Source organism: Melioribacter sulfuriphilus (assembly GCF_052656625.1).
The window spans coordinates 203,708-229,036 of sequence record NZ_JBQXXK010000006.1; the positions used below are offsets into that span (position 1 = coordinate 203,708).

The window sequence follows — 25,329 nt, forward strand, 5'->3', positions numbered from 1 at the left end:
TACGTCTCGTTTTCTCTTTCGGAATCAAAAAGTAGAATGAATCCGAAGTTATATATTGTTTCAACTCCAATTGGTAATTACGAAGACATTACGCTGCGCGCGTTGAAAGTACTTCGTACATGTGATTTTATAATATGCGAGGAATTTAAGGAAGCCAATCGACTTCTGTCAAAATACGACATTAAAAAAGAACTTTACTCGCTCAACGAACATAATGAAGAAGAAAACTCGTATTCACTCCTAAAAAAAATTCGGCAGTGCCAGTCAGCTGCATTAATATCCGATTGCGGAACACCGTTGTTTTCTGACCCGGGAACTTTATTAGTTCAACTTGCAATTAAAAACGGAATCGAGGTTGTTCCCGTACCAGGAAGCAGTTCGATTATGGCTGCATTGGTTGGTTCCGGATTTGATTTTAGTAAATTTTATTACGCCGGATGGATTTCGCCCAAAAAAGATTTACGCCGTCGCGATTTGATGAAATTAAAGGAAATTAAAGAAGTAATAGTTCTGATGGAAACACCTTACCGTTTGATTAAAATACTGGAAGACGTTAAAAGAAACTTTGGAAATTCAATACCATCTGTACTGGCATATAATCTAACACAGAAAGACGAAGAATTTATCAGAGGCTCAATTGATGAGGTTTTGAATGCAGCAAAATTGAGAAATCTCAAAGGTGAATTTGTTTTGATAATCGATAACAGAAAATGAGTTCTTGAATAGGTGCCTAATTTTTCATAAGATTGCATGTAATGAATTGAGAACTTTCGCACTTATGCATACGTTTATTTAGTATTAAAAGGAGAGTAAAAAATGTTAATGGTACAGGATGTTGATTTAACGCCGAATCCACAAGCGTTAAAATTCATATTAAATGAAAAATTGCTTCAGAAAGAAACACGTAGTTTTCAGAATAAAGAAGAAGCCCAAAAAGATCCGCTAGCAAAAGGAATCTTCGAAATTCCCGGTGTAGTATCTGTTTTTTATATGGATAAATTTATAACGATCGAGAAAGAGCCCGCAGCATCTTGGGGACAAATTCAAAAGCCGCTGGTGGAATTCATTAAAAATTTTGACAAATCTTTAATACCGCCTGAAACTGATATTGCTGATATCAGTGCGGAAGAAGAAACAGAACTCTTGAAAAAGATAAACGAAGTAATCAACACGCGGGTTCGTCCAGCACTTGCAGGCGACGGCGGTGGTTTGGAAATAAGAGGCTTAGAAGGATATACCCTTAAAATACGTTATCAGGGCGCATGCGGTAGTTGCCCGAGCGCAATACGCGGAACATTGATTGCAATCGAGAATTTACTTAAGCGTGAAGTTAATCCCGCAATAGAAGTAATATCTGACTGATAATTTTAAATCCCGCACATGCGGGATTTTTTATTATGTGCAAACAGCTTTTAAGTTGAATGATTTTTTGTTTATACCAGATTTATCTTTTTTGTGCCGAAGTGCTGGGGTTTGGGGGTGCGGGAGTTTTTTGTTTTAATTTGTTAGCTTAACAATCAAACAAAGAGTCGGCTTGCTCCGCTTCGCTCACAAAGACAAGTGGGAGGCAGTCTTCACTTCAACATTCGCCTTCAGTTCATTCCTCACGAAAACGATCGACATTCAATTTCACAAAACTTTGAACAAAGAACCACGTACATTGAACAAAAAATTAAAATCATGAACCCATCAACAAAGAACATTGAACAACAATCATAGAACAAAAAACAGAACGACGAAAATAATTCACACACCCCCTCTTCCCCATCCCCTGGCCCCTACTCCCTGATCCCTGATCCCTAACCACCAATCCCTAATCCCTCCCCCCTCATCTCACTTCTTCATTATTTTGTTGTAATTCTTTAATTTGTTGACGAAAAAAATAGAGCGGGGCAGTTATGAAAATATTAGTCATACTTTTAATTTCATTTACGACATTTTTTGCTCAGGATATTAAAGAAGAATTACAAGCTCTTAAAAACAAAAGCGAATCACTGGATCATCGTCTTGATGAACTTGAAAAAAAGATCGACGACATTATATGGTTTCAACGAGTGGGAGATGTTGCATTTATCGACAAAGTATTCCTGACAGGGCCTCCTTTATGGAAAGAAAAAAATCCTACCGGACAGGGTGCTGGTAATCCGGTTAAATTCTGGTCTTATATCTTCATTCCCAAAGGAATTGATTATTCTCAAAAATATCCCCTTATCGTTTTTCCGCACGGCGGTGTTCATGCAAATTTCAACACTTATTACACGCACATTATAAGAGAACTGCTCTACCAAAAATATATTGTTGTAGCGGCTGACTACCGCGGAAGCACAGGATATGGAAAATCGTTTTATGAAAAAATCGATTACGGCGGTCTGGAAATTGAAGACATTAATTCGAGCAGGGAATTTGTTCTCGAGAATTATGATTTTGTGGATAAAGAACGCGTTGGAATTATAGGCTGGAGTCACGGTGGACTGATTGCACTGATGAACATATTCGAATATCCTGAAAATTATAAAGTTTGTTTTGCTGGTGTTCCCGTCAGCGATTTGATTGCCCGAATGGGTTATAAAGACGATAGCTATCGAGCACTCTACTCGGCTGATTATCATATCGGTCAAACTGCTGATGAAAATGTAAATGAATACAGACGCCGTTCGCCAGCATGGAATGCTGAGAAATTAAAAACGCCTCTTTTGATCCATACAAACACAAACGACGAGGATGTGAACGTTCTGGAAGTGGAACATCTTATTAAGTCTTTAAAAGCCGCCGGCAAAAAATTCGAGTACGAAATTTTCAATAACATGCCAGGCGGGCATTCATTCGACCGTCTGGATACAAAAACTGCGCGCCAGATAAGAATTAAGATTTACACCTTTCTCGATAAATATTTAGATCCACCGGTTAAGATTAAAAACTTAGAGGATATAAACAAAGCAGCGTATTTACCTTAAATAATTTTCTAAGTCTCCCTGCACAAAAAAAATTTAGTCTTAACTAAAAATGGATATGATGTTGAATTATCCACTTTTATTTCTGTTCACTTTGATATAAGTTTTTATTAGATTTTACATGAACTCGCCGTATGCTGATTTCCCAACAAAAGGAAGGGGGACGGACAATGAAGATTTTAAGTGCATACGAAAAAGCTCGCATCTATATTGAAAAACATTATAAGGACTCCGAAGAAGCGCGCATTCATCACAGAAAATTAAATCCCGGTCCAGTCATCACAATTTCGAGGGAAACCGGAGTTGGGGCAGCCGTAATCTGCGAAAAACTTGTGGAATACTTTAATAAAAGAGCAATTGAAGGTTACGACGACTGGACTTATTTCGACAGGTCGTTAATCGAAAAAATAATGGAGGACCATCAATTGCCGGATCATTTCAGAAAATATTTACACGAGGAAAAGCCTCCTAAAATTGAAACATGGTTCGGCGAATTGCTCGGTGTTACTCCTTCGAAAATTCTGTTACTCAGAAAAATATCTCAAACGATCTTAAAATTAGCCGACTTTGGAAATGTAATAATAGTAGGTAGAGGTGCAAACATCATAACAGCAAAAAGAAAAAACGCATTCCATATACGACTGGTTGCCCCTCTCTCATACAGAATTGAAAACGCATGCCGACTTTATAATCTTGATTACAAAAAAGCAGCTGATTTCATTCGCGAGGAAGATGAAGCACGCAAACAGTATATCTGGAAATTCTTCCATAAGAATATTGAAGATCCACTTCTTTATCATGTTATAATCAATACAAATTTACTTGAAGTTGAAGAGATAGCAGAAATGATTGGTCAATGCATCGTGAGAAAATTCCCTAAATTCTTTTCGAAAGACAAAGTATTGTCACTCACTGCATGAATATAAATGCGAAACTCAATTTTCATATTGCTTGCAATTATATTATTCATAAAATGTAATTCGGAGGTGAATATGAAATTCACAATTAATTCACCTGCTTTTGAGCACGAAGGGATGATACCCGTTCGTTATACATGTGACGGAGAAAACATTTCGCCACCATTGAAATGGAACAATATTCCGGAAGGCACAAAATCATTTGCATTAATCAACGACGACCCCGATGCTCCTGCTGGAGATTGGGTCCATTGGGTTTTGTACAACATTCCACCTGAAATCGATCACCTTTCCGAAGGTGCTTCCAATAAGAAACAAATTCCACAAAATTCAATTGAAGGGCTGAACGACTGGGGCATTAATTCCTACGGAGGTCCGTGTCCTCCTTCTGGTATACATCGTTACTATTTTAAATTATACGCTCTCAATACTTCCTTACCCGCAGATAATAAAATGACGAAGAAAAAGCTTCTCGGTTTAATGAAAGGACATATACTCGGCGAAGCTGTGCTTATGGGAAAATATCAGCGTGTTCGTTGAGAGTAATCATTAAATAAACTTCCTCTTTCATAAAAAGGAACGCTATTCTTATATTTCATCTATAAATGAACCATCAATCGGAATTAAAATGAAGAGAAAATTTTTTCTGCTGATTCTGCTTTTTCTGTCGGTGCAATTTTTAAATGCACAAACAGAAAGGCTAAAACAACTCGACGAATACATTCAAAATGCTATGGATGATTGGGATATGCCCGGCTTTGCCGTTTCAATTGTAAAAGACGATTCTGTAATTTTTGCAAAGGGATACGGAGTTAGAGAATACGGTAAAGATGAAAAAGTCGACGCCAATACTCTCTTTGTAATTGCCTCCTGTTCCAAAGCATTCACAACGGCTGCTCTGGCTGTTTTGGTCGACCAGGGAAAAATCAAATGGGACGACAGGGTAATCGACTATCTGCCGGATTTTCAAATGTACGACCCGTGGGTTACTAATGAAATTACAATACGCGATCTCGTAACACATCGAAGTGGACTTGCTACATTTAGTGGAGATTTTCTTTGGCTGGGTTCAAACTACGATCGCAAAGAAGTAATAAGACGCGCACGGTATCTCAAACCTGTTTCGAGTTTTCGCTCTAAGTACGGATATCAAAATATTATGTTCATAGCCGCTGCGGAAATTATAAAAGCTGTAACCGACACTTCCTGGGGTGATTTCATTAAAAAGCATTTTCTCGTTCCACTGAAAATGACAAGTACAAACACATCTTATAAAGAACTTGCAACCGCAGAAAATAAAGCAAAGGCTCATTACAAAAAGAACGGTGAAATAAAAGTTTACACCGACACTCAAAAAGACAATGCGAGTGGAGCGCTCGGAATTAATTCTTCGGTAAACGATCTGGCGCAATGGATTCGTCTTCAACTTAACAGGGGCAAAATCGACAGCATAACAATTTTTAGCAAAGAACAATCGAAAGAAATGTGGTCGAACCAAACTGCTTTTGGTGAAATGAATTATGGATTGGGCTGGTTTATACGATACAGAAACGGTAAAAAAATGCTTTATCACGGTGGCGGTATGCCCGGAATGATTTCTACGGTTGTTCTTTTACCCGAAGAAAATTTCGGCTTTGCAATTTTGAGCAATATGGAAACCGGCATGGTTTCGGCAATCCAGGATTATATTATCGACTTATTTACTGGAATCGAACCGAAAGATTATAATAAAATAATGCTCGAGAAATGGAATGAGCGTTTACAAAAGTATGAGGATGAACTAAAAAGACGGGAAGAAGTACGCGCAAAAAATACTTCGCCCTCACTCCCACTCGAAAAATATTGCGGAAAATATGAAGATAAGATGTATGGCGAAGCGGAAATAAATCTTAAAGACGGTAAGCTCTTTCTGCAGTTTGTTCCCACTCCAACTTTCAGGGGCGTTCTCAATCACTATCATTACGACACTTTTTATATTGACTGGGAAGATGAATTCCTGACGCGTGGCTGGATAAAATTCGATATGGATTTCGAAGGAAACGTAAAACAGTTCAGCCTGGAGGTACCGAATTCGCCCGACTTTATTTTTACTGAATTATTATTTGAAAAGAAAAAATAATATTCTGAAACCAATTTCATTAATAAATATCAAACAGGTGCTATGAAATATTTAAAAGTTAAAAACAGCAATGAAGAAATACCGATCGGTAAGATTGTCTGCGTTGGCAGAAATTATGCGGCGCATGCCCTCGAGCTTGGCAACGAGGTTCCCGAATTTCCAGTCATATTTTTGAAAGCGGCATCGAATGTAATTTATTCCGGTGAAAATGTAATCCATCCCGAATATTCCAATAATCTTCACCATGAAGTGGAACTTGTTTTGTTAATCGGAAATACGATTAAAGATGCCAACGATTCCGCTGCGGAAGAAGCTATTGCAGGTTACGCTGTTGGACTCGACATGACATTGAGAGACCTTCAAAAAGAATTTATGGCAAAAGGTGACCCATGGACACTTTCAAAATGTTTCGACACTGCTGCAGTGCTTTCTGAATTTGTATTAAAAAAAGATTACAAATTAAGAGGAAACGAAACAATTAAACTTTCTGTTAACGGCGAGCTCAGGCAAAACTCGTCCATAAAAAAAATGATTTTTGAGCCAATAAAAATCGTAAAATACATCTCGTCAAAAATGACACTTGAAAAGGGCGACCTGATTTTTACCGGCACTCCAGAAGGAGTGGGCAGAGTAGTACCTGGAGATAAAATTCACGCTGAAATAGAAAATATCGGATTCATAGATACTGAAATAATCAAATAAGGAGGATTGTTTATGCCCGTTTACGAATACAAATGCAACGACTGCGGCAAAAAGTATGAAATTTATCATAAGTCAATAAACAAACTCAGTGATATCGAATGCCCATCCTGCAAATCCAGAAATTATAAAAAGCTGCTCTCATCATTTAGCACTTCAAATGAAAGTGATTCATACGAGACCTCGACCGGGTGCGCTGACGGCTCCTGCAACTTGCCTGCATATGGCGGATGTTCAACGGGTAGCTGTGGACTCAATTAATTTTGAAGCTTCGTCGTTCAGCCGACGAAGCTTTTCTTATTACTCTCCCAGACTTTTTTGTTTTACCTTCTGATTTATTTTAATCAACTCTGGCTTTTCCTCGAATAATTTTAGGATGTCTTCGAAATAAAATAACTTATTCGGTTTATACAGGTTCTTGTAGATCTGTTTTATCAATTCGTAATCTTCCGCCGTATCGACCGTCCATCTGTGGAATGAATAATCCTGGTTGTTTTCATAATTCACAATTTTAAAAATGTCGGGATGTTGATAGATATAGGGAGTAACGTGTTCGCGTTCGTATTTTTCGTTTGCGCATCTAAATGCTTCCGCCAGCGCTGTGAAAGAAAATATCTCGGCATCAAGTCCACGAGGGAAAGTTCTTTTAATTGTATTGCTCAAATAGTCGACCATACCGTTTTTGTTCAGAAGAAAATACTTAGAGATCATTTTGTCGATAACAGCTGGATCGATTACAGGACAATCGGATGTAACCCTAACGATTGTATCGACTTCATAATCGATAGCAGCCTGGTAATACCTTGAAAGAACATCTTCGGAACTACCTCGAAAACAATCGATTTTATTATTCTCACAAAATTCCTCAGTAGCATCGTCTTCAGGCAGGTCTGTAGTTGCAACAATAATATTCTTGATTTTTTTGGAATGCGACAGTCGATTAATAACGTGCCACAAAATCGGCTTGCCTTCGAGTTCTTTAAATATTTTTCCGGGCAGCCGTGTAGAACCGATTCGCGCCTGTACTATGGCGCATACAAAATTCGAGTAGCTTCTTCTTCCCATAAATCCTTTAGTTTATTTTTTGCGTGATGTGAATTTTTTATGAAGTCTTTATGAATAAATCTCCATTTCTTTTTGAACTATTCGCACGCCGTTCGAAAGAGAATTTTCTCAGAAATAATTTTGATATTCTTTTTTTCTCAAGCGCATAAAGATTCGTTAAATTTCATTGCCTGTATAAATAACTGCTCAGTCGATCAAATCCCATTTCAAAGGAGTTCCTTTTTTTATATAGGTTTTCGCTTTTCTGCCGACTACTTGTTTCAAAAATTTCGGATGCAGTCCATAAGAAGGACGAATCGAGCGGACGTTTTCTTCAGTTAGTAGCTCTCCTTCCTTTATATCCTTAACTGCAAAGAGAGAGCGCGCAAATGTTCTGCTCTTCTTAACTTTCTCATTAATTTCGAATGTGGCTTTGCCAAGTGCTTTTTCAGCATTTCTGATATCTTCAACCATTTTTTTGAATTCCGAAGGTTCAAGTGAGAATGAAGAATCCGGTCCCCCAATCTTTCGATCGAGTATGAAATGCTTTTCGATAATTCTTGCTCCAAGCGCTACTGCAGCTACTGGTACAACCGTTCCCATTGTATGATCTGATAAACCGACGATAGTTTTGAACTTTTCTTTCATGTAGGGAATAGTATTAAGATTTACATCCTCAATTGGAGCAGGATAAGAAGAGGTACATTTCAAAAGCGCAATCTGATCGTTATTCATTCTTTTGCATGCGTCGATAGCTTCCTGTATGTCCTCTTCGTTTGCAATTCCAGTGGAGATTATCATCGGTTTTCCTTTCGAGGCAGCGTATTCAATCAACGGTATATCTGTAATTTCGAAAGAGGCAATTTTATACGCGGGTACATTCATCTTTTCCAGGAAGTCGACCGCCGTTTTATCAAATGGAGAAGAAAAACAAATTAGACCGAGTTCTTCAGCAAATTTTTTAAGTTCGGGCTGCCATTCCCACGGTGTATAAGCTTTTTGATAAAGCTGGTAGAGGGTAACACCATCCCATATAGTACCTTGTTTAATTTGAAAATATTCGTTGTCGCAGTCAATTGTAATTGTATCGGGAGTATAAGTCTGGAGTTTAACAGCGTCAGCTCCGCATTCTTTGATTGCTTTTATTGAATCGATTGCCGTCTGAAAATTCTGATTGTGATTTGCTGAAAGTTCGGCAATGATAAACACTTTTTTATCGAGGTCAAAATTTTCGATAATCACGCTATCACCTCACAAGCACATACTTTTTATAGATTTCATTATTAATTAATTCCTCGCCTTCCAATTTATATCCCGAAGCTTCGAATGCACTTAAGGAAGCGCTGTTTTGCGGCAATATGTATGCTGTTATCGATCTAACATTCTGATTTTCGACAAACAATCTGCGCGAGCCTTCTTTAATAATTCTTTTTGACAATCCTTTACCGCGAAAATTTTCAGTTAAACTGACACTTACGAATGCATGATTATCTTCTATTTGAAAGCGTATTTGACCGATAAATCGATCCTCGCGGTCGAAAGCCAGAAGGAATAAATAATTTTCATCGTTAATTTTTTTATTGAACCATACGAGATGTTCTTCCCACGGGATTGGGTTTTTGTTAATCGATTGCATTCTTACAGTGGGATCGTTCGACAATTCATATACAATTTTGGAATCGCCGGCCACTGCCTTCCTTAAATAAAATTTATCGACGGAGCATATACGGTCAATAAGATAGGCCACAACACGTCGACTGCCCTGACCGTCAACTTTTTTTCTGCCGGCGCTACCGCATTTTTTACGCAAACTGATCGACTTATATTTTTGAAGCTGGTCGACAATTTTTTTCATACTATTAATTTCATTGTAAAAAATTGGTTCGATCAGAAAGCCACTTTTATGCCATTCGAGTATGTTGTTTTTTTGATTATCGATTACTGCCACTGCGATCGAAGGAGTTCCTGTTGCCGCAAGTTCATATAATGTTTGTCCTGCAGCAGTAACAACAATATCGGCTTTCAACATCAAATCTTTAATTTGCTCGGCGTTTAAGATGCTGTAAAAATTTACATTTTCGTATTGCTTCTCAAATTTTTCAATTTCGTCTTTTCCTTTATTGCCAAAGACAACGTGCATTACTGCTTGTGGATAAATTTCTAATGCTATTTTCAGTACGGGCAAAGTAAGATTTCTTATATCCTGTCCGCCGAATGTAATTAAAATGCTTTTTACTTCTTTATTGTATTTACGCTGATTTGAATCCCAAAACGGTTTTCTCACTGGTATATATTCCGAACCAAGGAGAAAATCGTATCCTGCTTTTTTCTGGTAAGGATAATTTTCCGCGTTGAGTGTTCCATTTAGTATAATCGATTCTGGATAATCGATTCTCAGGTTATCATCGACTATAACAAGTTTTTCGCAGAAGTTTGATATTTTATCGTAAAATTCCCTACTTGCAAGGTACGAGTCAATAATGGCATAGTCGCTATTTATGATTTTTTTTATCAACTGTGCAGGATGACTAAGCCAGTCGATTATTTCATATCGAACACCATTTAAATAATGTGAGCATTTGTCGTCGCCATTTATGAAGAAATGCGGGTAAATGTTCCTTTCTTCAAAGGCTTGATAGAGCGAAAGGCATCTGGTTATATGACCGTATCCAGTATTTTGAAATCCTTCTGTAATAATTGATATTTTCATTTCATTAAATCGAGTGTGCTCGCAATTGATTTTGTAATGTAATTTAGGTCTTCTTCATTTAATCCAGGATAAATTGGAATCGAGATTTCTCTTTTATAAAATAGTTCAGCTTCGGGATAATCACCTTCCTTAAATCCAAATCTTTTTTTGTAAAACGGCTGAAGGTGGACTGGGATATAATGCACCTGAAGAAAAATTTTCTTTTCCCTCATCTTTTCGAAAAAAGATTTCTTCGATATTTTTAACTCGTCGAATTTAATCTGTAATGGATAGAGATGATAAGCATGGTTGGAATCCTTGTTGACGTGAGGAATAATAAATCGATCATCGTTCTTAAAAAAAGCATCGTAATATTTTGCAATTTTTCTTCTTTCGACAACAAAGGAATCGAGTTTTTTTAATTGCGAAATTCCAAGTGCGCACTGGAAATCGGTAATTCTGTAATTGAATCCGACTTCGTGCATTTCATAATACCAGGGGCCGTCATTTTTTTCGAGAACAGTAGGATCCTTTGTTGCGCCATGTGTTCTTAGTGTTTTTACTCTTTTGATAAAACTACTATCGTTTGAGAGAACTGCACCTCCTTCTCCTGTAGTAATATGTTTCACTGGATGAAAACTCAAATTGACAGCGTCTGCATATTTAACTGCATAGGTATAATCTTTTTTATATTCTGCTCCAGGAGCATGGCAGAAGTCATTAACAAGTTGAAATTCATATTTATCTTTAAGACTTTTTAATGCTTCCCAATTGGATGGCTGACCGGCATAATCGACGGCGACAACTGCTTTAACATTAATATTTTTCTTTCGGTAAGATTTGATCTTATCTTCAAGTTTATTTGGGTCTATTGTGTAGTAAAGTGGATCGATGTCGGCAAAGTCAACATCCGCACCGGCATAAATTGCGCAGTTGGCGCTTGCAAGAAAAGTTATTGGAGTTGTAATAACAACATCGCCTTTCGACCAGCCGAGTCCCAATGCAATTAAATGCAAGCCTGCAGTACCGTTTGAACAAGCTGCAGCATATATTGCACCAAATTTATCTGTAAGCGCTTTTTCAAATTCATCTATAGTTGGGCCTTGCGTTAGCCAATCGGACTGTAATACTTTAACCACACATTCGATATCGTCTTTACTTATATTTTGTTTTCCATATGAATAAGTTTTTGAATTCATAAAATTTCCTTTAAGATACGACAACATTTTTTTCAATTAACTCACGTAGTTCTTCAACCGTAAGGAAGTGTGGATTAGATCCGCTATTGTAAGAAAAGCCGTATTCACAAAATCTTCCTGGTTTGCCATTGCTTTTCAATCGAAATTCTTCTGTATCCCACAACTTGAAGTTAGAATCGTTACCCAATTGAACTGACGGCAGAATAACGAAATAGTCGTCGAATTCAATTGTATTGAGAGCATCTGCTTGTGTTATCATCTCTTCGTGAATTTTCTCGCCGGGACGAATTCCCACAATTTCAATTTTGCACTCAGGAGCGATGGCTTTGGCAAGGTCTAATATTCTATAAGAAGGAATCTTTGGTACAAAGAGCTCGCCACCCCACATTCGTTTGAAACTTTCGAGAACGAAGTCGACTCCCTGTTGAAGAGTGATATTAAAACGCGTCATTCTTTCATCGGTTATCGGTAGAACCCCTTCTTTCCTTTTTTGAAGGAAGTATGGAATTACTGAACCGCGGCTGCCCATAACATTGCCGTAACGGACTACAGAGAATTTGATATCGTGAGCGCCTTTGAAATTATTTGCCGCTATAAAAAGCTTATCGGAAGTTAGTTTTGTTGCGCCGTAAAGATTAACCGGGGCTGCGGCTTTGTCGGTACTGAGAGCAATAACTTTTCTAACCCCTTTTTCAATGCAAGCATTAATCACATTTTGCCCGCCAATTACATTGGTTTTAACCGCCTCGAAAGGATTGTATTCGCATGCTGGCACTTGTTTTAATGCAGCTGCGTGAACAACATAATCAACACCTTCCATTGCCCTCTTGAGCCTTTCCTCGTCCCGTACATCACCAATAAAATAGCGCATCAATACGCCTTCTTTATTGTATTTAGGATTGTGCTGCATTTCAAATTGCTTCAGTTCATCCCTGCTATAAATAATGACTTTTCTTGGTGTAAATCTTTTCAATACAGTTTCAACAAATTTCTTTCCGAAGGAACCTGTTCCACCTGTAATAAGTATTGTTTTGCCGTCCATGATTCTCCTTTATTTTATCAAGGCAAATTTATTAAAATTATGTCGATTTATCTTACCATTTACAAATCATAATTCTTACTCAAACGAGAAACCTTCAAAGGAAATAACATTGTTGTTATAATCAAATGGATAATGCTCAATTCGAAAAAATATTGCTCGTATGATACGAATGTGTAATTAAATCGAGCAGCAAACAATAATTCGGAACCTAAGATATAATTGCCTTCCATAATATTATAGTTTGAACAAACATGACAACTAAGAATTTTTCCACCTACAGAAAAATGATTTCAAACCGAATAAATTCTATAATTCACTAACATCGGAAAGCATTCGCATTCGATAAAAACATTATGAAACCCGGTAGTTTCTCATTTTATTAAAATCATCCTTTGGGTGGTTGAATAACCGTTAAAATTTAGCGTGTAGAAATAAATTCCTGACGATAGTTTATAGCTGCTTGAATCAAAACTGAATTCGTAAGAACCAGGTGGGTAATATCCGTTGACAAGTTGTGTTATCTCCCTGCCAAGAATATCAAACACAACAAGTTTTACATATCCACTCGTTTCGAGTTTGAATTTAATATTCGTTGACGGGTTAAATGGATTCGGATAATTTTGATATAACTCGAATCCGTAATACATTTCGCCATCATTTGAAACACTCTGCAATTTATCGAATTTGAAAAGTGCATAAACAGGCAAATGGTCGCTTGCCGATACGAGTGAATCTGCTAGTTCGATACCAAAAGTATTTGTACCGAAATTAACAGGCATTTTGAAGTGATTACCGTCGTTTCCCACTATTGTATAGGAATTAGAGATATATTCAATACCGCCGGGGTCTTTGACTGCTTGAGAAATGAGTATCATGTCAAATCGATTTGTAAGTTCCGCCGAGGAATAGCTATGAACATGTTTAAAGAGAGGATTGTAGTTCCACTCACCAATTGCATCCAGGGGGTCGATAAAATATCCCGGAGCGCTTGTGTCGATTAATTCAGCAACGGCAGCTTCGGAGCCGTTAAGTGTGTTGAAATCGCCCAGAACTATATAATCTTTATCTTCAGCAAATTTAGAAGTAACACTTCTCAATACTTTAGCCTGTTCAAATCTTTTATTTAGATTTTCACTATTATCACCATCTCTCGTGTTAGCTTTAAGATGTACCGAAAATATAATCAATGTGTCGCCAGTAATTTTATTCACCACCGGAAATTCGTGAATTGGTCTCGTTACTGCATCATGAATTATGTTACCCAGCGATTCAATTTTATCTTCTTTATAAAATAGTGCGCTGTTCATACCTGTCGAGGCAATAAAATCAGCGGCCTTATATTTATATTCTAATACATATTTCAAAAATTGTTCGACAGAAGCTTTGTCGACTACTTCCTGACAGACCAGAATGTCGGGATTAACAGCGTTAACAACAAATTTCAATGCAGGGTTATCCCAATCTAGTCTCGACGGATCATTCTCCGTGGGATTATACGGAGTATATTGATGAATGTTATAAGTCATTATTTTTAATGTATCCTGTGCATTCAATCTAAATGCAACCAGAATAAGAGCAATCATAAAGAAACGTTTCATTTAAAAACCTAATTAATTATTATTGCTTTTGGATATTTCAAAATAAGTAAATATGAAATTAATTAAAATAATTCCCGTTTTGGCGATATTAGTCGCTTGTGGAAATAATTTCCCAAAATTAATAGATCTTTCGGAATATAAATTTCATCTTATCAATCAAGAAGGTAAAGAAGTAATATTTCCGGACAATATCAAAGGACGCTTAACCGTAGCAGGTTACATTTTTACAAATTGCCCGGATATCTGTCCGCTTACCACAAACAATATGCGCCTTTTAAAAGATAAGTTAAACAACGAAGGAATATCGGATGTAAAATTCATTTCGATCAGTTTTGATCCTTTGAATGACACGCCTGAAGTTTTGAAAAAGTATGCGGAAATCAGGAATCTTGACACGCATAATTGGGAATTCCTTACGGGAAGTCAAAATGAGATTAACTCATTAATGAAAACAGTTGAAGTGTTAGCCGTTCCGGGAGATTCAACAATCCTCGCCAACGGAAAAAAAATTTATTACTATATCCATACGGACAGAATCCAATTAATTGACCGGAACGGAATAGTAAGGAAAAATTATTCCGGCAGCAAGCTGAATCTCGAAGAAATTTATGCCGACATCAAAAAATTATTGTAAAGGGGGTAGGACGTTATGAAAAAATTAATATTACTAACATTTCTTTTTCCCATGTTAATAAATGCGCAAGAATTAAAAATCGAAGTAACTAATGCCTGGGCGCGTCCTGCAGCAACGGGACATAATTCGGCGCTTTACATGACAATTAGCAATAAAAGCACACTTGAAGATACGCTTTATGCGGCAAAATCATCTGTGGCTCAGATTGTGGAGATTCACGAAACTTATAAAGCCGGCGAGGATATGATGGGAATGAGGGAAGTTGAATTTGTCAAAATATTACCAAATTCAAGCCTTAGCTTTAAACCAGGTGGGCATCATATAATGCTTATTGGAGTAACTAAAGATTTAATTGCTGGTGATTCAATCAAAGTTGATTTATTCTTTAGAAAAAACGGAAAAATTAATGTTAAGGCAAAAGTTAAGTCGTTCTGATAAAATCAAGCTCCTTTTGTTTCTTAACTAAATTGCATTCCGAAGGTAAGTTTGATTTTTCATATTATCAAGCCGAATAATGTTTCGAATAGAAAGATAAAAGCCAAAAATTCTTATTTTTACGATTGAAGAAAAAAGGAACCTTATTATGAAATTTCATCTCGTAACTGGAGCCTGCGGATTTGTGGGCAGAAATACCGTAAAACAATTGCTTAAAAGAACAAACGACTACGTTATAATGGTTGACGACCTTTCTGTTGGAACTCATCCTACTACATGGCTCAGTGATTCTTATTCAAAAAAATTTAAAGATATCGAAATTTTTGGCAAAGACGAACGTCTCTTTTTCTTTCAAACTGACATTAGAAAATTCCTAAATAAATTGCAGGAAGATAAAGACAGGTTGAGAAGAGAATACGGACTGAAGATAGAACGTTTTGGAGATGTATTTCATTTTGCTGCAATTGTAGGAGGACGCGCAAAAATTGAAGGCGATCCGATGGCGGTTGCGCTCGATCTCTCGATCGACGCCGAATTTTTCAACTGGATTGCCAAGTCGAAACCAGAAAGAGTTCTTTATCCCAGCTCTTCGGCTGCTTATCCAATTAATCTGCAAGCGGAAGGAAATGCTGTAGCTTTAAAGGAATCTTATATCGATATAAACGGTTATACGCTGGGGAAACCGGATATGACTTACGGCTGGACAAAACTAACAGGCGAGTACCTTGCGAAAATTGCAGCAGAACATTACGGAATTTCAATTGTGTGTATACGTCCTTTTTCTGGATACGGCGAAGATCAAGATTTGAGTTATCCCGTACCAGCAATTGCAACACGAGCAGCACGCAAAGAAGACCCCTTCGAAGTTTGGGGCACCGGCCAACAAGGCAGGGACTTTGTGCATATTGACGATGTAATGGACTGTATGTTTCTGGCAATGGACAAAATTCACGACGGAACGGCAATCAATATAGGCTCGGGAAAACTGACTTCTTTTATTGAATTAATCCAGCTCTTTACAAAATTTGCCGGCTATTCTCCTACAATTAAACCACTCACCGACAAACCAATGGGAGTCCATTCACGTTATAGCGATATGAGTTTTGTTAAACAATTACTAAAATGGGAACCTAAAATATCACTTGAAGAAGGAATGAAACGAGTTTACGATGTGGCTGTAGAAAGAATTAAAAACAATAAATAATTATTCAAAATGAAAAAAATTGTAATCTTCGGTCCCGGTCCGCAATTCAAAGGAGGAATTGCAAATTATACCACTTCGCTTGCTAAATCTTTGACTAAATTAGGTGCTGAGGTTTATATTGTATCCTGGATTCAACAATACCCTTCAATAATTCCGCGTGATTTCATCGACCGCTCGAGCAAAAAAAATTTTCTCGAGGGTACTCCAGTTAAAATTGAATATGTAACTAATTATAACAATCCTCTATCCTGGAACAAAACTGCTAAACTAATTAAAAACATCAACCCCGACATTGTAGTTTTTCAATGGGCAATTGCGGTGCAAGGATTACCGATGGGCTACATTGCCCGGAAATTAAAAACGACTTGCAATTGCGAAATTATATTCGACCTCCATGTAGTGGCTCAGAAAGAAAGCAGTATACTCGATAAAATCTTCCTCAAATATGCCTTGAAAAAACCGCATACTTTTATTGTTCATTCACTCAAAACTTTTGAGGAGTTAAAGGGAGTTTTTCCAAAACAAAAATTTATTCTTGTTGAAAATAAAGAGAGGGATAATCACGTCGAATTGTCACGAAAGGGAATTCAACAGGTTATTCGCCTCTATCATCCGATATACGACATGTTTACTCCCGATTTTAACATTGATCGGGAAAAAATTAAAACCGAGTTGGGACTGAAAAAATATGTTTTCCTCTTTTTTGGATTTATAAGAAAATATAAAGGTTTGCACAACGTAATCCAGGCTTTTGCAAAGTTGGCTGCAGAACGAAACGATGTATCGCTGTTAATTGTTGGCGAATCGTTCTGGCAAACACTCGACGAAAAAAAATTATCGACCCGTCTGAAAAACAAGCTTTTTGGCTTCCTCAAGAATTTATTTACAGACGAGAAGGACGACGAAAGCAATTACAGACCTCTTGAACTGATTGATAAACTCGGAATTAGGGAGAGTGTGGTTGTTGTAAACAAATACGTTCCAAATGAAGAAGTGCACAAATATTTTCAAGTTGCAGATTGTAATGTTTTGTTTTATGAAGTTGCCACCCCATCGGGCGTAGAATCGATGGCATATAATTTTAATTTACCGACGATCGCCACTGCGGTGGGACATTTTCCTGAAACTATTAAACACGGCTACAACGGCTATTTAGCAGAACCAAATAATATCGATTCGATGTATCGCGTAATGAAAAATTTTATCGAAAATCCTATTCCAAGAGGAAGAATTGAAGAGCAGGCAAAGAAAATGACCTGGGTAAATTATGCAAAGGCAATTCTTAATGAATATCATAAAAATGCATAAAATCAATGGTGATTAAATGAGCAAACAAAAGAAAGGAACCACAACAAAAAAAGAGTCAAGTGAATTTGGCTTTTCAATTGTGAATTTAATTCCCGAAAAATATAGAACGCCGATTTTACTATTGATTATTCTTTTGCTCATGTTCGCTTTTTTTTCTCCTGTAATGTTCGGCGATAAAACCACAACGTCAGGCGACCTTATTCAAATTAAGAGTATGAGACAATATGCACTAAAAGAGCGAGATGGAGTTTCTTTGTGGAATCCTTACATCTTTTGTGGAATGCCGGCAGTTGTTACCTCGATGTCGGTTCGTTATTATGACTTAACCGCCATGCTCTATTCATTTTCTTCAAAAATTTACTCAGCAGCTTTTAAAAACTACAATGCAATTTATACCTTCAATTTATTAATACTTGCATTTACTGCGTTTTTTTTCATGCGGAAATTCGGAGCTTCCCGAGGTATTGCTTTCATAACTGCAACTTCGGCTGCCTTCAGTACTGGTATTATTGTACTCTTTTTTATCGGACACACAACAAAACTGATGAGCCTTTCAATCTTTCCCTTTATTATGATGATGCTCTTTAAATTCCAGAAAGAAATAAAAATACTAGACGTTTTATTGTTTATAGTCGGATTACATATTCTGGTATTTGGGGCACACGTTCAAATTGTTTTTTATTTTGGGTTAGCATCATTAATTTATTTCATTTATTACTTTGCTCATGCAATTTACACTAAAAACAATTTTTTGAGGAATCAGCTTTTTAAGTCGATTGCCGTTTCAATTGTCGCTGCCGTAATTGCAGTCCTAATGTCGTATGATACTTACGGGCAGCTATTCGAATACAAACCTTATTCAACGCGTGGTACAGAAAGTATAGTTGAAAAAGAAAATAAAAGTGCACAAAGCGAATCCGATTTTTATCAGTATGCAACCAACTGGTCTTTCTCGCCCGGCGAAGTATTAACTTTCATTGTGCCTTCTTATTACGGCTTTGGCAGGTCTACTTACAAAGGTCCTCTAACAAACTATCAACCCGTCGAAGTCAACACCTATTTCGGTCAAATGCCTTTCGTCGATACTGCGATGTACATGGGAGTAATAATTTTTGCTCTTGGTATTATGACAATTATTTTGAGATGGAAAGACCCGATGGTACGGTATTTTACAATTGTCATACTTTTCTTTCTATTAATTTCATTTGGAAGGACATTCCCCATCGTCTATAATCTGATGTATTACTATTTCCCCTATTTCGATAACTTCAGAGCACCGTCGATGATACTTCATGTAATTCAGATCATCTTTCCACTGTTAGCGGGATTGGGTTTGATGAAATTATCCGAATTGCGAAAAGAAAAAAACATTGCTTATCTGAAGAATTTTAAAAACACTGCACTTGTTTTTTCAGGTCTTTTTGTTATTTCAATAATTTTTGGTGGTCTTTTGTCCGACTGGTTTGTTTCGAGAGTAAATACCTATGCGACTTCCCTTAGCAATCAGCAGCAAGCACAAATGTTCAATGCACTTTCCGATTATATGGCCGATATGTTCCGCGGCGATCTACAAATTGCAATGGCACTTTTGACACTTACATTTGGATTGATCTACGCATATTTGAACAACAATATTAAAAAGGAAGTACTGCTCGGCGCTCTTGCATTCTTGATTATTTTTGACCTTTTCAGGATCGGTAGTCGCGGCGCACATTATGAAGATTCACAGAAAATTGAAGATATGTTTCGTCAACCGGAATATGTAACAGCTATAAAAAACAAAAACGATAAAGAGCCATTTAGAATATTAAATTTAAAACAGGACGGCTCTCTCGGTTCAATTTCCAACAATGGAAATTATAATGTTTATTTTCTTTTAGAAGATTTTTTTGGCTACTCAGCAGCTAAACCACGAGCATATCAAGATATTATCGACGTTGTAACACCAGCAAATATTACGCTCTGGCGAATGGCTAATGTAAAATATATCATTACCGACAGACCGTATAATCCAATGGGGCTAATTCCTATTTATCAATCGGGAAATACTTTTGTTTACGAAAATCAAAATGCACTTCCGAGACTCTATTTCGTCGATACGGTTGAGGTCAGAAAACCGATTGAAATTCTCAATGCTGTTGCTAACGACAAATTCGATCCGAAAGTAAAAGCATTCATCGAAAGTGGTAATTTGAATCTGGACAAAACTGACTCAACTACTACATTGAATATCGTTTCATATAGCGACGAAAAAATTACAGCAAGAGCCACAACATCAGGAAACAATTTTCTCGTTTTTAGCACCACTTACCTGCCAGGTTGGAAAGCTTTTATCGACGGCAAAAAGACAGAAGTATATAAGACTAACCACGCTTTTATGGGAATAGCTGTTCCTAAAGGTTCACACGAAATTCAATTTATCTATGAACCAAATTCGTTTTTGACTGGCAAGTATCTCTCGCTTGTTCTTAATTTAATTCTCTTTGCTTCGATTGCCGTTGCAATCGTAATAAACAAGAAAAACAAACAAAAGAAATGATTGAACGGCTCAAGGGTACACTGAGAGATACGTTTGTTTACAGCATTAGTAACATAGCGCCTAAATTAATAGGCGTTGTACTCCTTCCCATTTATACCGCTTATTTAACACAGCAGGATTTCGGTAAATGGGATTTACTCGATATAACTACAAATATACTTGCCGAAATTTTTCTTCTCGGGCAAGCTGCCTCTATAATTTTTCTGAATAATAGTTCCGAGTACAAAGCAAAGAAGAAAGAAGCACTCTTTACGATTACGATATTTTTGGTAGTTGTATGCACTCTTTTAATTTTATTCAGCGAAATTATTATTGGCATTTATAAAGGTTCAGATATTGCCAATTTAATTAAACCAATTTACATAAGATTGATTGTTTGGATTGTTTTCTTTCGAACCCTCAATAATCTTTTTCTATCAAAATTCCGTGCTGAAGAAAAAGCAATATTTTTCACATCGGTCAGTATTGTTAAATTAGTATTGATTGCTGCTGGGATAATATTTGCATTAACAATATTGAACAAAGGATTAGAAGGAATATTTACGGCGACATTAATTGGCGAAGCTATTATAACATTATTTCTCCTTCTTAAATTGTTGAACCAGATGTCGTATCGATTTGACGGTGAACTTTTGAAAGTGTCGTTTAAATTCGGATTTCCTTTAGTATTCGGTACAATTGGAATCATGATTCTGAATCTGAGCGATCGTTATATTATAACTTACTTACTTGGAGCAGAGTCGAATGCAATATATGGTTTAGGATATCGTATTGCTGGCGTGCTCAATATGTTTTTTATAATGCCTTTTAGTTTAAGTTTAATGCCGATAGCTTTTAAATATTTTGGTCAGGAGGGCGATAAACGTTTTTTCAGTAAATTAATGACCTATTCGGCTTTTATGTTTATATGGGGAAGCATTGCTATCTCGCTCTTTAGCAGAGAAGTGGTAAATTTATTTGCCGAAAAGCCCGAGTATTATTCGGCTTACATGGTTGTACCGATTATACTTATTTCGTATTCGCTAAGTGGAATGAGAGTGACGGCTTCGCTTGGAATGATGCTGACAAAGAATACAAAACACATTGCTACAATTACACTCAGTGCGGCGATATTAAATGTTATACTTAATTTTATTTTTATACCGAAATATGGAATAATAGCAGCGGCGCTCAACACATTGATTGCCTATGTAATATTTTATCTTGCTACGTTAATGGTGTCAAATAAGCATCTTAAAATTCCTTTTGAGAACAACAAAATCTCTTTTATGATTTTATTGGGGATTTTACTTTCGGCACCGGTTTATTTTTTGCCTCAGAATATCATGTACACATTTATAAAAATATTTTTAATAGGCGCATTCCCTTTTATACTTTATATATTCAGATTTTACGAAGAACGAGAGCTGGAGTATATTAAAAAATTTATAAAATTAATAATTAATTTGTAAAGTTATTTTAATAAACAAAAAGGTATAATATGAATGAATATCAAATATCTGTAATAATATGTACTTATAATCGTGCTAGGTACTTGCCTATAGCATTAAATTCATTAAAAGAACAGAAATTTGACAAGAATGAATATGAAATAATAATAGTAAATAATAATTCTACTGATAACACAGAAAAAGTTTGTAAAGATTTTATCGACCAAAATCCTAATCTTAATATTAAATACGTAATTGAAAAACAAAAAGGATTATCAGCCGCAAGAAATAGGGGTATTAATGAAGCCACTGGAGAGATAATTATTTTTATTGATGATGATGCTGAATTAACACCAAATTATTTAGAAGAAGCAAAAAAGTTCTTCAGTCAACATCCAAATGTTGATGCAATGGGGGGAAAGATAATCCCTAAATATGAAGAAAATAAAGAACCAGAATGGATGTCAGTTTTCTTATGGGGTTTGGTTACTAAATCTGATTGGGGAAATAAGATAAAAAAATATCCTTATAGTAAATATCCCCCAGGATGTAGTATGGCTTTTAGAAAAAGCGTCTTTAATGATATCGGATTATTTAATACAGATATACACTCAAGGTGTGACGACAAGTATATATTTTTACAGCTTAAAAAAAGGAAAAAAAGATTTCTTTATAATCCCAATTTTGTATTATATCATCATATTAATAAAGAAAGACTAGAATTAAAATCTCTAAAAAATATATCCCTTTTAGTAGGAGAAGGCGAGAGGATTAGGTTAAGAAATTCTAATATATTTAGTAAAATTCTAAAAGTAATTGAATATATACTTAAACTAATAATTAGTATTTTTATTGGCATTTTTTTCATTATAACAATGCAGTACAATAAAGGAACATACTTAATTAAAAATCGATGGTACACTTTAGTGGGGTATTTTCATAAGGATTTGAAATGAACTACGAAAAAATAAGTATCTTTTTTAATTTAATGCTTCAATCAATACTTTCAATTGTAAAAGTATTGATTTTATCGAAAATTAAAACAAGTATAATAAAAGTGAGAATTCCGAAAAAGGAATGCATAATATTAGCAAATGGCCCTTCATTAAGAAAGGATATTGAACTTTATAAAAATAAACTAAGTAATTATAGTATTATGTGCGTTAACTTATTTGCATTATCAGAAATATACACAAAAATTAAACCTGATTTCTATGTATTAGCTGCACCTGAATTCTGGTTAGAAAGAACTACAGAGTTCATGCATAAATCAAGAGAAAATCTATTGCATACTTTAATTGAAAAAACAAATTGGGAATTAGTGCTTTTTTTACCTTTCAGGGCCTCAAAATCTCAATTTTATAAAGAACTACAAAAAAATGATAATATCAGAATTATTTTTTTCAACGATACTCCCATAGAAGGTTTTAATAAAATTAATTTTTTACTATTTAAATACAATCTTGGTATGCCAAGACCGCACAATGTATTAATTCCATCGATTTTTTTGGGAATTAACATTGGATTTAAAAAAATATATATTATGGGCGCTGACCATTCTTGGCACGAAGAAATAAAAATTGACACAACTAATTCTGTTACTATAAACCACGAACATTTTTATGACAAATCAGAAGTTCGCATGCCTATGTATAAATTAGATGGAAAACCTTATCACATTCATGATATCTTTAGAAAATTACATTATGCATTCAAGGGTTATTTCATTCTTGAAGAATATTCCAAGTATAGAAACACATCCATAATTAATATTAGCACTAAAAGTTATATTGATGCATTTCAAAGAGGTAATTTAATATAAATTTATTTTTATAACTAAATTTCATACAAATTTATCAAGACTACTAAATAAAAAAGACCATAAAAGAGGGCGAGAGGAACTCATTGCATTTTTCAAAGGAGACGAATCGAAACTAGAATGGGTAGAAAATCAACGTCGTGCAGTTCGTGATATCCTTAAAAATGCTATCGAAAATAATCCGGATATACTTTTTATATTAAAACAACATCCACAAGAAAACGCACCGGAGCGTCCCGAACCTGTGGTCAACGAGATGAGCGAACTGGCACATTACCCAAATGTTCTTTATTTATGTAATGAAGAATCGATACACGATCTAATTTCTGTCTCTGATTTATGGACGTGTTTCGAATCGACGACGGCACTCGAAAGCTGGCTTATGGGCAAACAAACCATATTTATCAATCCCGAACCAAACTTCAACCGTGACCCACTCTACAAAGGCTCCGCATTGGCTAATAGTTATAATGAATTTTGTAATATGATTTATGAGTATTACTCCACAGGTAAACTCTCCTCATTCTTCTTACCGGAAAAAGTAGAAATACGCAAAGAGTTAATAAAAAATATCATTGGCTATGGTGACGGTCTAAATCATATACGTGTTTCTTACTATTTTAAGAAAACACTCGATAAAATTTCCGAGGGATATTTTAAACCGACTTACAAATTGCATCTTTGGCATTTTATAGTTTACCTGCTAATTCGTATTGCCGCTCCATTCTACAACCGGAAGATTTATTCGAAAATCTATAAACTAAAAAAACACCTTTGGGTATTCGAAAACTACAAAATGGAAAAACTTAACCATCTTTATAAAAGATATAAAACTTATCTTGATGAATTTTATGAAGTGAATAAAATTGAAGAAAAATACCATACCGACGTTTTGTTCAAGAGTTTATTCAAATAAAGAACACATCTATTCATAGTTAATTTTATTTATCTTTTTTCAGAAACACATCCCATTGTTTCTTATTTTTGGAGCATGGAAAAGGAAGAAATACTTTTACCCGGTTTAAATTATCAGGTCGAATTTTTGTTCAAATATCTGATTCCCAAACCGGAAAAGATCCTGATTGCAGGAAGCGGTGCTTTCTATGCCGCCTCCCTTATTGCAGCACATTTTAATACGTCAGTCGATTTGATTGTAGAAGATTATCAATCGTTACTCGAAACCAGACTTCTCGGCGAAAATAATCCTTCAGTAAATATCAAAATGATGAGTTTCGAAAATACCGATTACGCCGAGCACGAATTCGACCTCATTTATGCTCAGGCATCCGTTTCTACTCCCGACAGGAACAAAATTATCAAAGAATTTAAAAGAATACTGAAACCCGGAGGACACTTATGCGTCGGCGAAATGGTTCATCTCTCAGATAAGTATCCCGCTTTTATTAAGGACATCTACGCAAACTCTTATTTGAATCCCTTGAAAATTGATGAGTTAAAAAAATATTATGTAGAAAGAAAATTCAAAATTCTTCAGGAAAAAAACCTGTCGTATACGCTAAAGGATTATTACAGGGAAGTCAAACGAAAATTAGAGAAAAGCACAACAGAATTAGACCCTTCTGAAAAAAGTTATTATAAAAAAACCATTAATCGGATAAAACACGAAGCGTACGCTTATCTCAATCTGGGCGCTAGCAAACATATCGGTTTTTATCTTTTATTATTGCAGAAGGATTAAAAA

24 protein-coding genes are annotated in these 25,329 nt (G+C 35.8%); 18 read left to right on the plus strand and 6 right to left on the minus strand.

What is annotated here, in order from left to right; all coding sequences use genetic code 11:
- The first annotated feature begins 36 nt into the window (after nt 1–36).
- From rsmI to ACUN8G_RS09595, 8 genes are all read left to right on the plus strand, one after another.
- Nucleotides 37–714 (plus strand): 16S rRNA (cytidine(1402)-2'-O)-methyltransferase, encoded by a 678-nt coding sequence (gene rsmI, locus ACUN8G_RS09560; protein ID WP_437346848.1) that lies wholly within the window; start codon nt 37–39, stop codon nt 712–714.
- Between the two features lie 102 nt (nt 715–816).
- Nucleotides 817–1,362, plus strand: a complete 546-nt coding sequence (locus tag ACUN8G_RS09565) for a NifU family protein (protein WP_437346849.1) — start codon at nt 817–819, stop codon at nt 1,360–1,362.
- A gap of 536 nt (nt 1,363–1,898) precedes the next feature.
- Nucleotides 1,899–2,954, plus strand: a complete 1,056-nt coding sequence (locus ACUN8G_RS09570; protein WP_437346850.1) for an alpha/beta hydrolase family protein — start codon at nt 1,899–1,901, stop codon at nt 2,952–2,954.
- Nucleotides 2,955–3,121: 167 nt separating this feature from the next.
- Nucleotides 3,122–3,871 (plus strand): cytidylate kinase-like family protein, encoded by a 750-nt coding sequence (locus tag ACUN8G_RS09575; RefSeq protein WP_437346851.1) that lies wholly within the window; start codon nt 3,122–3,124, stop codon nt 3,869–3,871.
- Between the two features lie 72 nt (nt 3,872–3,943).
- On the plus strand, nt 3,944–4,408 hold the full coding sequence (locus ACUN8G_RS09580) for a YbhB/YbcL family Raf kinase inhibitor-like protein (RefSeq protein ID WP_437346852.1): 465 nt from the start codon (nt 3,944–3,946) through the stop codon (nt 4,406–4,408).
- Between the two features lie 88 nt (nt 4,409–4,496).
- On the plus strand, nt 4,497–5,987 hold the full coding sequence (locus tag ACUN8G_RS09585; protein WP_437346853.1) for a serine hydrolase: 1,491 nt from the start codon (nt 4,497–4,499) through the stop codon (nt 5,985–5,987).
- Between the two features lie 42 nt (nt 5,988–6,029).
- Nucleotides 6,030–6,689 carry a fumarylacetoacetate hydrolase family protein gene (locus ACUN8G_RS09590; protein WP_437346854.1) on the plus strand — a complete coding sequence of 220 codons (660 nt, stop codon included), beginning with the start codon at nt 6,030–6,032 and terminating at the stop codon, nt 6,687–6,689.
- A 12-nt stretch (nt 6,690–6,701) separates the two neighbouring features.
- Nucleotides 6,702–6,947 carry an FmdB family zinc ribbon protein gene (locus tag ACUN8G_RS09595; RefSeq protein ID WP_437346855.1) on the plus strand — a complete coding sequence of 82 codons (246 nt, stop codon included), beginning with the start codon at nt 6,702–6,704 and terminating at the stop codon, nt 6,945–6,947.
- A 39-nt stretch (nt 6,948–6,986) separates the two neighbouring features.
- Here ACUN8G_RS09595 and ACUN8G_RS09600 read toward each other — a convergent pair whose 3' ends face one another.
- The 6 genes from ACUN8G_RS09600 to ACUN8G_RS09625 form a co-directional block, all read right to left on the minus strand.
- A complete protein-coding gene (locus ACUN8G_RS09600; RefSeq protein WP_437346856.1) occupies nt 6,987–7,751 on the minus strand; it encodes a cytidylyltransferase domain-containing protein in 765 nt (254 codons plus the stop codon).
- 186 nt (nt 7,752–7,937) lie between these two features.
- Nucleotides 7,938–8,972 carry a pseudaminic acid synthase gene (gene pseI / locus ACUN8G_RS09605; RefSeq protein WP_437346857.1) on the minus strand — a complete coding sequence of 345 codons (1,035 nt, stop codon included), beginning with the start codon at nt 8,970–8,972 and terminating at the stop codon, nt 7,938–7,940.
- Between the two features lie 4 nt (nt 8,973–8,976).
- Nucleotides 8,977–10,440, minus strand: coding sequence for a GNAT family N-acetyltransferase (locus ACUN8G_RS09610; protein ID WP_437346858.1), 1,464 nt, complete (start codon nt 10,438–10,440; stop codon nt 8,977–8,979).
- On the minus strand, nt 10,437–11,618 hold the full coding sequence (pseC, locus tag ACUN8G_RS09615) for a UDP-4-amino-4,6-dideoxy-N-acetyl-beta-L-altrosamine transaminase (protein WP_437346859.1): 1,182 nt from the start codon (nt 11,616–11,618) through the stop codon (nt 10,437–10,439). The genes ACUN8G_RS09610 and pseC overlap by 4 nt, the downstream gene beginning before the upstream one ends.
- A 10-nt stretch (nt 11,619–11,628) precedes the next feature.
- Nucleotides 11,629–12,660 (minus strand): UDP-N-acetylglucosamine 4,6-dehydratase (inverting), encoded by a 1,032-nt coding sequence (gene pseB / locus ACUN8G_RS09620; RefSeq protein WP_437346860.1) that lies wholly within the window; start codon nt 12,658–12,660, stop codon nt 11,629–11,631.
- A gap of 371 nt (nt 12,661–13,031) precedes the next feature.
- Nucleotides 13,032–14,258, minus strand: coding sequence for a T9SS type A sorting domain-containing protein (locus ACUN8G_RS09625; protein WP_437346861.1), 1,227 nt, complete (start codon nt 14,256–14,258; stop codon nt 13,032–13,034).
- A 52-nt stretch (nt 14,259–14,310) separates the two neighbouring features.
- Here ACUN8G_RS09625 and ACUN8G_RS09630 point away from each other — a divergent pair, with 52 nt between their 5' ends.
- The 10 genes from ACUN8G_RS09630 (at nt 14,311) to ACUN8G_RS09675 (ending at nt 25,326) form a co-directional block, all read left to right on the plus strand.
- Nucleotides 14,311–14,892, plus strand: coding sequence for an SCO family protein (locus ACUN8G_RS09630; RefSeq protein ID WP_437346862.1), 582 nt, complete (start codon nt 14,311–14,313; stop codon nt 14,890–14,892).
- A 15-nt stretch (nt 14,893–14,907) separates the two neighbouring features.
- Nucleotides 14,908–15,327, plus strand: coding sequence for a copper chaperone PCu(A)C (locus ACUN8G_RS09635; RefSeq protein WP_437346863.1), 420 nt, complete (start codon nt 14,908–14,910; stop codon nt 15,325–15,327).
- A gap of 148 nt (nt 15,328–15,475) precedes the next feature.
- A complete protein-coding gene (locus ACUN8G_RS09640; protein WP_437346864.1) occupies nt 15,476–16,531 on the plus strand; it encodes an NAD-dependent epimerase/dehydratase family protein in 1,056 nt (351 codons plus the stop codon).
- Between the two features lie 9 nt (nt 16,532–16,540).
- Nucleotides 16,541–17,839: a glycosyltransferase gene (locus tag ACUN8G_RS09645; protein ID WP_437346865.1), complete on the plus strand. Its 1,299-nt coding sequence runs from the start codon at nt 16,541–16,543 to the stop codon at nt 17,837–17,839.
- 16 nt (nt 17,840–17,855) lie between these two features.
- Nucleotides 17,856–20,378 carry a YfhO family protein gene (locus ACUN8G_RS09650; protein WP_437346866.1) on the plus strand — a complete coding sequence of 841 codons (2,523 nt, stop codon included), beginning with the start codon at nt 17,856–17,858 and terminating at the stop codon, nt 20,376–20,378.
- On the plus strand, nt 20,375–21,829 hold the full coding sequence (locus ACUN8G_RS09655; RefSeq protein WP_437346867.1) for an oligosaccharide flippase family protein: 1,455 nt from the start codon (nt 20,375–20,377) through the stop codon (nt 21,827–21,829). The genes ACUN8G_RS09650 and ACUN8G_RS09655 overlap by 4 nt, the downstream gene beginning before the upstream one ends.
- A 29-nt stretch (nt 21,830–21,858) precedes the next feature.
- Nucleotides 21,859–22,764 carry a glycosyltransferase family 2 protein gene (locus ACUN8G_RS09660; RefSeq protein WP_437346868.1) on the plus strand — a complete coding sequence of 302 codons (906 nt, stop codon included), beginning with the start codon at nt 21,859–21,861 and terminating at the stop codon, nt 22,762–22,764.
- On the plus strand, nt 22,761–23,630 hold the full coding sequence (locus ACUN8G_RS09665; protein ID WP_437346869.1) for a 6-hydroxymethylpterin diphosphokinase MptE-like protein: 870 nt from the start codon (nt 22,761–22,763) through the stop codon (nt 23,628–23,630). The genes ACUN8G_RS09660 and ACUN8G_RS09665 overlap by 4 nt, the downstream gene beginning before the upstream one ends.
- A 10-nt stretch (nt 23,631–23,640) precedes the next feature.
- On the plus strand, nt 23,641–24,543 hold the full coding sequence (locus ACUN8G_RS09670; RefSeq protein ID WP_437346925.1) for a BFO_1060 family glycosyltransferase: 903 nt from the start codon (nt 23,641–23,643) through the stop codon (nt 24,541–24,543).
- 75 nt (nt 24,544–24,618) lie between these two features.
- Nucleotides 24,619–25,326 (plus strand): class I SAM-dependent methyltransferase, encoded by a 708-nt coding sequence (locus ACUN8G_RS09675; RefSeq protein WP_437346870.1) that lies wholly within the window; start codon nt 24,619–24,621, stop codon nt 25,324–25,326.
- Nucleotides 25,327–25,329 lie beyond the last annotated feature (3 nt).

Excerpts from the sequence above, each read along its gene's own strand:
- rsmI (WP_437346848.1), top strand. The coding sequence starts at position 37 with ATGAATCCGAAGTTATATATTGTTTCAACTCCAATTGGTAATTACGAA.
- ACUN8G_RS09565 (WP_437346849.1), top strand. The coding sequence starts at position 817 with ATGTTAATGGTACAGGATGTTGATTTAACGCCGAATCCACAAGCGTTA.
- ACUN8G_RS09570 (WP_437346850.1), top strand. The coding sequence starts at position 1,899 with ATGAAAATATTAGTCATACTTTTAATTTCATTTACGACATTTTTTGCT.
- ACUN8G_RS09575 (WP_437346851.1), top strand. The coding sequence starts at position 3,122 with ATGAAGATTTTAAGTGCATACGAAAAAGCTCGCATCTATATTGAAAAA.
- ACUN8G_RS09580 (WP_437346852.1), top strand. The coding sequence starts at position 3,944 with ATGAAATTCACAATTAATTCACCTGCTTTTGAGCACGAAGGGATGATA.
- ACUN8G_RS09585 (WP_437346853.1), top strand. The coding sequence starts at position 4,497 with ATGAAGAGAAAATTTTTTCTGCTGATTCTGCTTTTTCTGTCGGTGCAA.
- ACUN8G_RS09590 (WP_437346854.1), top strand. The coding sequence starts at position 6,030 with ATGAAATATTTAAAAGTTAAAAACAGCAATGAAGAAATACCGATCGGT.
- ACUN8G_RS09595 (WP_437346855.1), top strand. The coding sequence starts at position 6,702 with ATGCCCGTTTACGAATACAAATGCAACGACTGCGGCAAAAAGTATGAA.
- ACUN8G_RS09600 (WP_437346856.1), bottom strand. The coding sequence starts at position 7,751 with ATGGGAAGAAGAAGCTACTCGAATTTTGTATGCGCCATAGTACAGGCG.
- ACUN8G_RS09610 (WP_437346858.1), bottom strand. The coding sequence starts at position 10,440 with ATGAAAATATCAATTATTACAGAAGGATTTCAAAATACTGGATACGGT.
- pseC (WP_437346859.1), bottom strand. The coding sequence starts at position 11,618 with ATGAATTCAAAAACTTATTCATATGGAAAACAAAATATAAGTAAAGAC.
- pseB (WP_437346860.1), bottom strand. The coding sequence starts at position 12,660 with ATGGACGGCAAAACAATACTTATTACAGGTGGAACAGGTTCCTTCGGA.
- ACUN8G_RS09625 (WP_437346861.1), bottom strand. The coding sequence starts at position 14,258 with ATGAAACGTTTCTTTATGATTGCTCTTATTCTGGTTGCATTTAGATTG.
- ACUN8G_RS09630 (WP_437346862.1), top strand. The coding sequence starts at position 14,311 with ATGAAATTAATTAAAATAATTCCCGTTTTGGCGATATTAGTCGCTTGT.
- ACUN8G_RS09635 (WP_437346863.1), top strand. The coding sequence starts at position 14,908 with ATGAAAAAATTAATATTACTAACATTTCTTTTTCCCATGTTAATAAAT.
- ACUN8G_RS09640 (WP_437346864.1), top strand. The coding sequence starts at position 15,476 with ATGAAATTTCATCTCGTAACTGGAGCCTGCGGATTTGTGGGCAGAAAT.
- ACUN8G_RS09645 (WP_437346865.1), top strand. The coding sequence starts at position 16,541 with ATGAAAAAAATTGTAATCTTCGGTCCCGGTCCGCAATTCAAAGGAGGA.
- ACUN8G_RS09650 (WP_437346866.1), top strand. The coding sequence starts at position 17,856 with ATGAGCAAACAAAAGAAAGGAACCACAACAAAAAAAGAGTCAAGTGAA.
- ACUN8G_RS09655 (WP_437346867.1), top strand. The coding sequence starts at position 20,375 with ATGATTGAACGGCTCAAGGGTACACTGAGAGATACGTTTGTTTACAGC.
- ACUN8G_RS09660 (WP_437346868.1), top strand. The coding sequence starts at position 21,859 with ATGAATGAATATCAAATATCTGTAATAATATGTACTTATAATCGTGCT.
- ACUN8G_RS09665 (WP_437346869.1), top strand. The coding sequence starts at position 22,761 with ATGAACTACGAAAAAATAAGTATCTTTTTTAATTTAATGCTTCAATCA.
- ACUN8G_RS09675 (WP_437346870.1), top strand. The coding sequence starts at position 24,619 with ATGGAAAAGGAAGAAATACTTTTACCCGGTTTAAATTATCAGGTCGAA.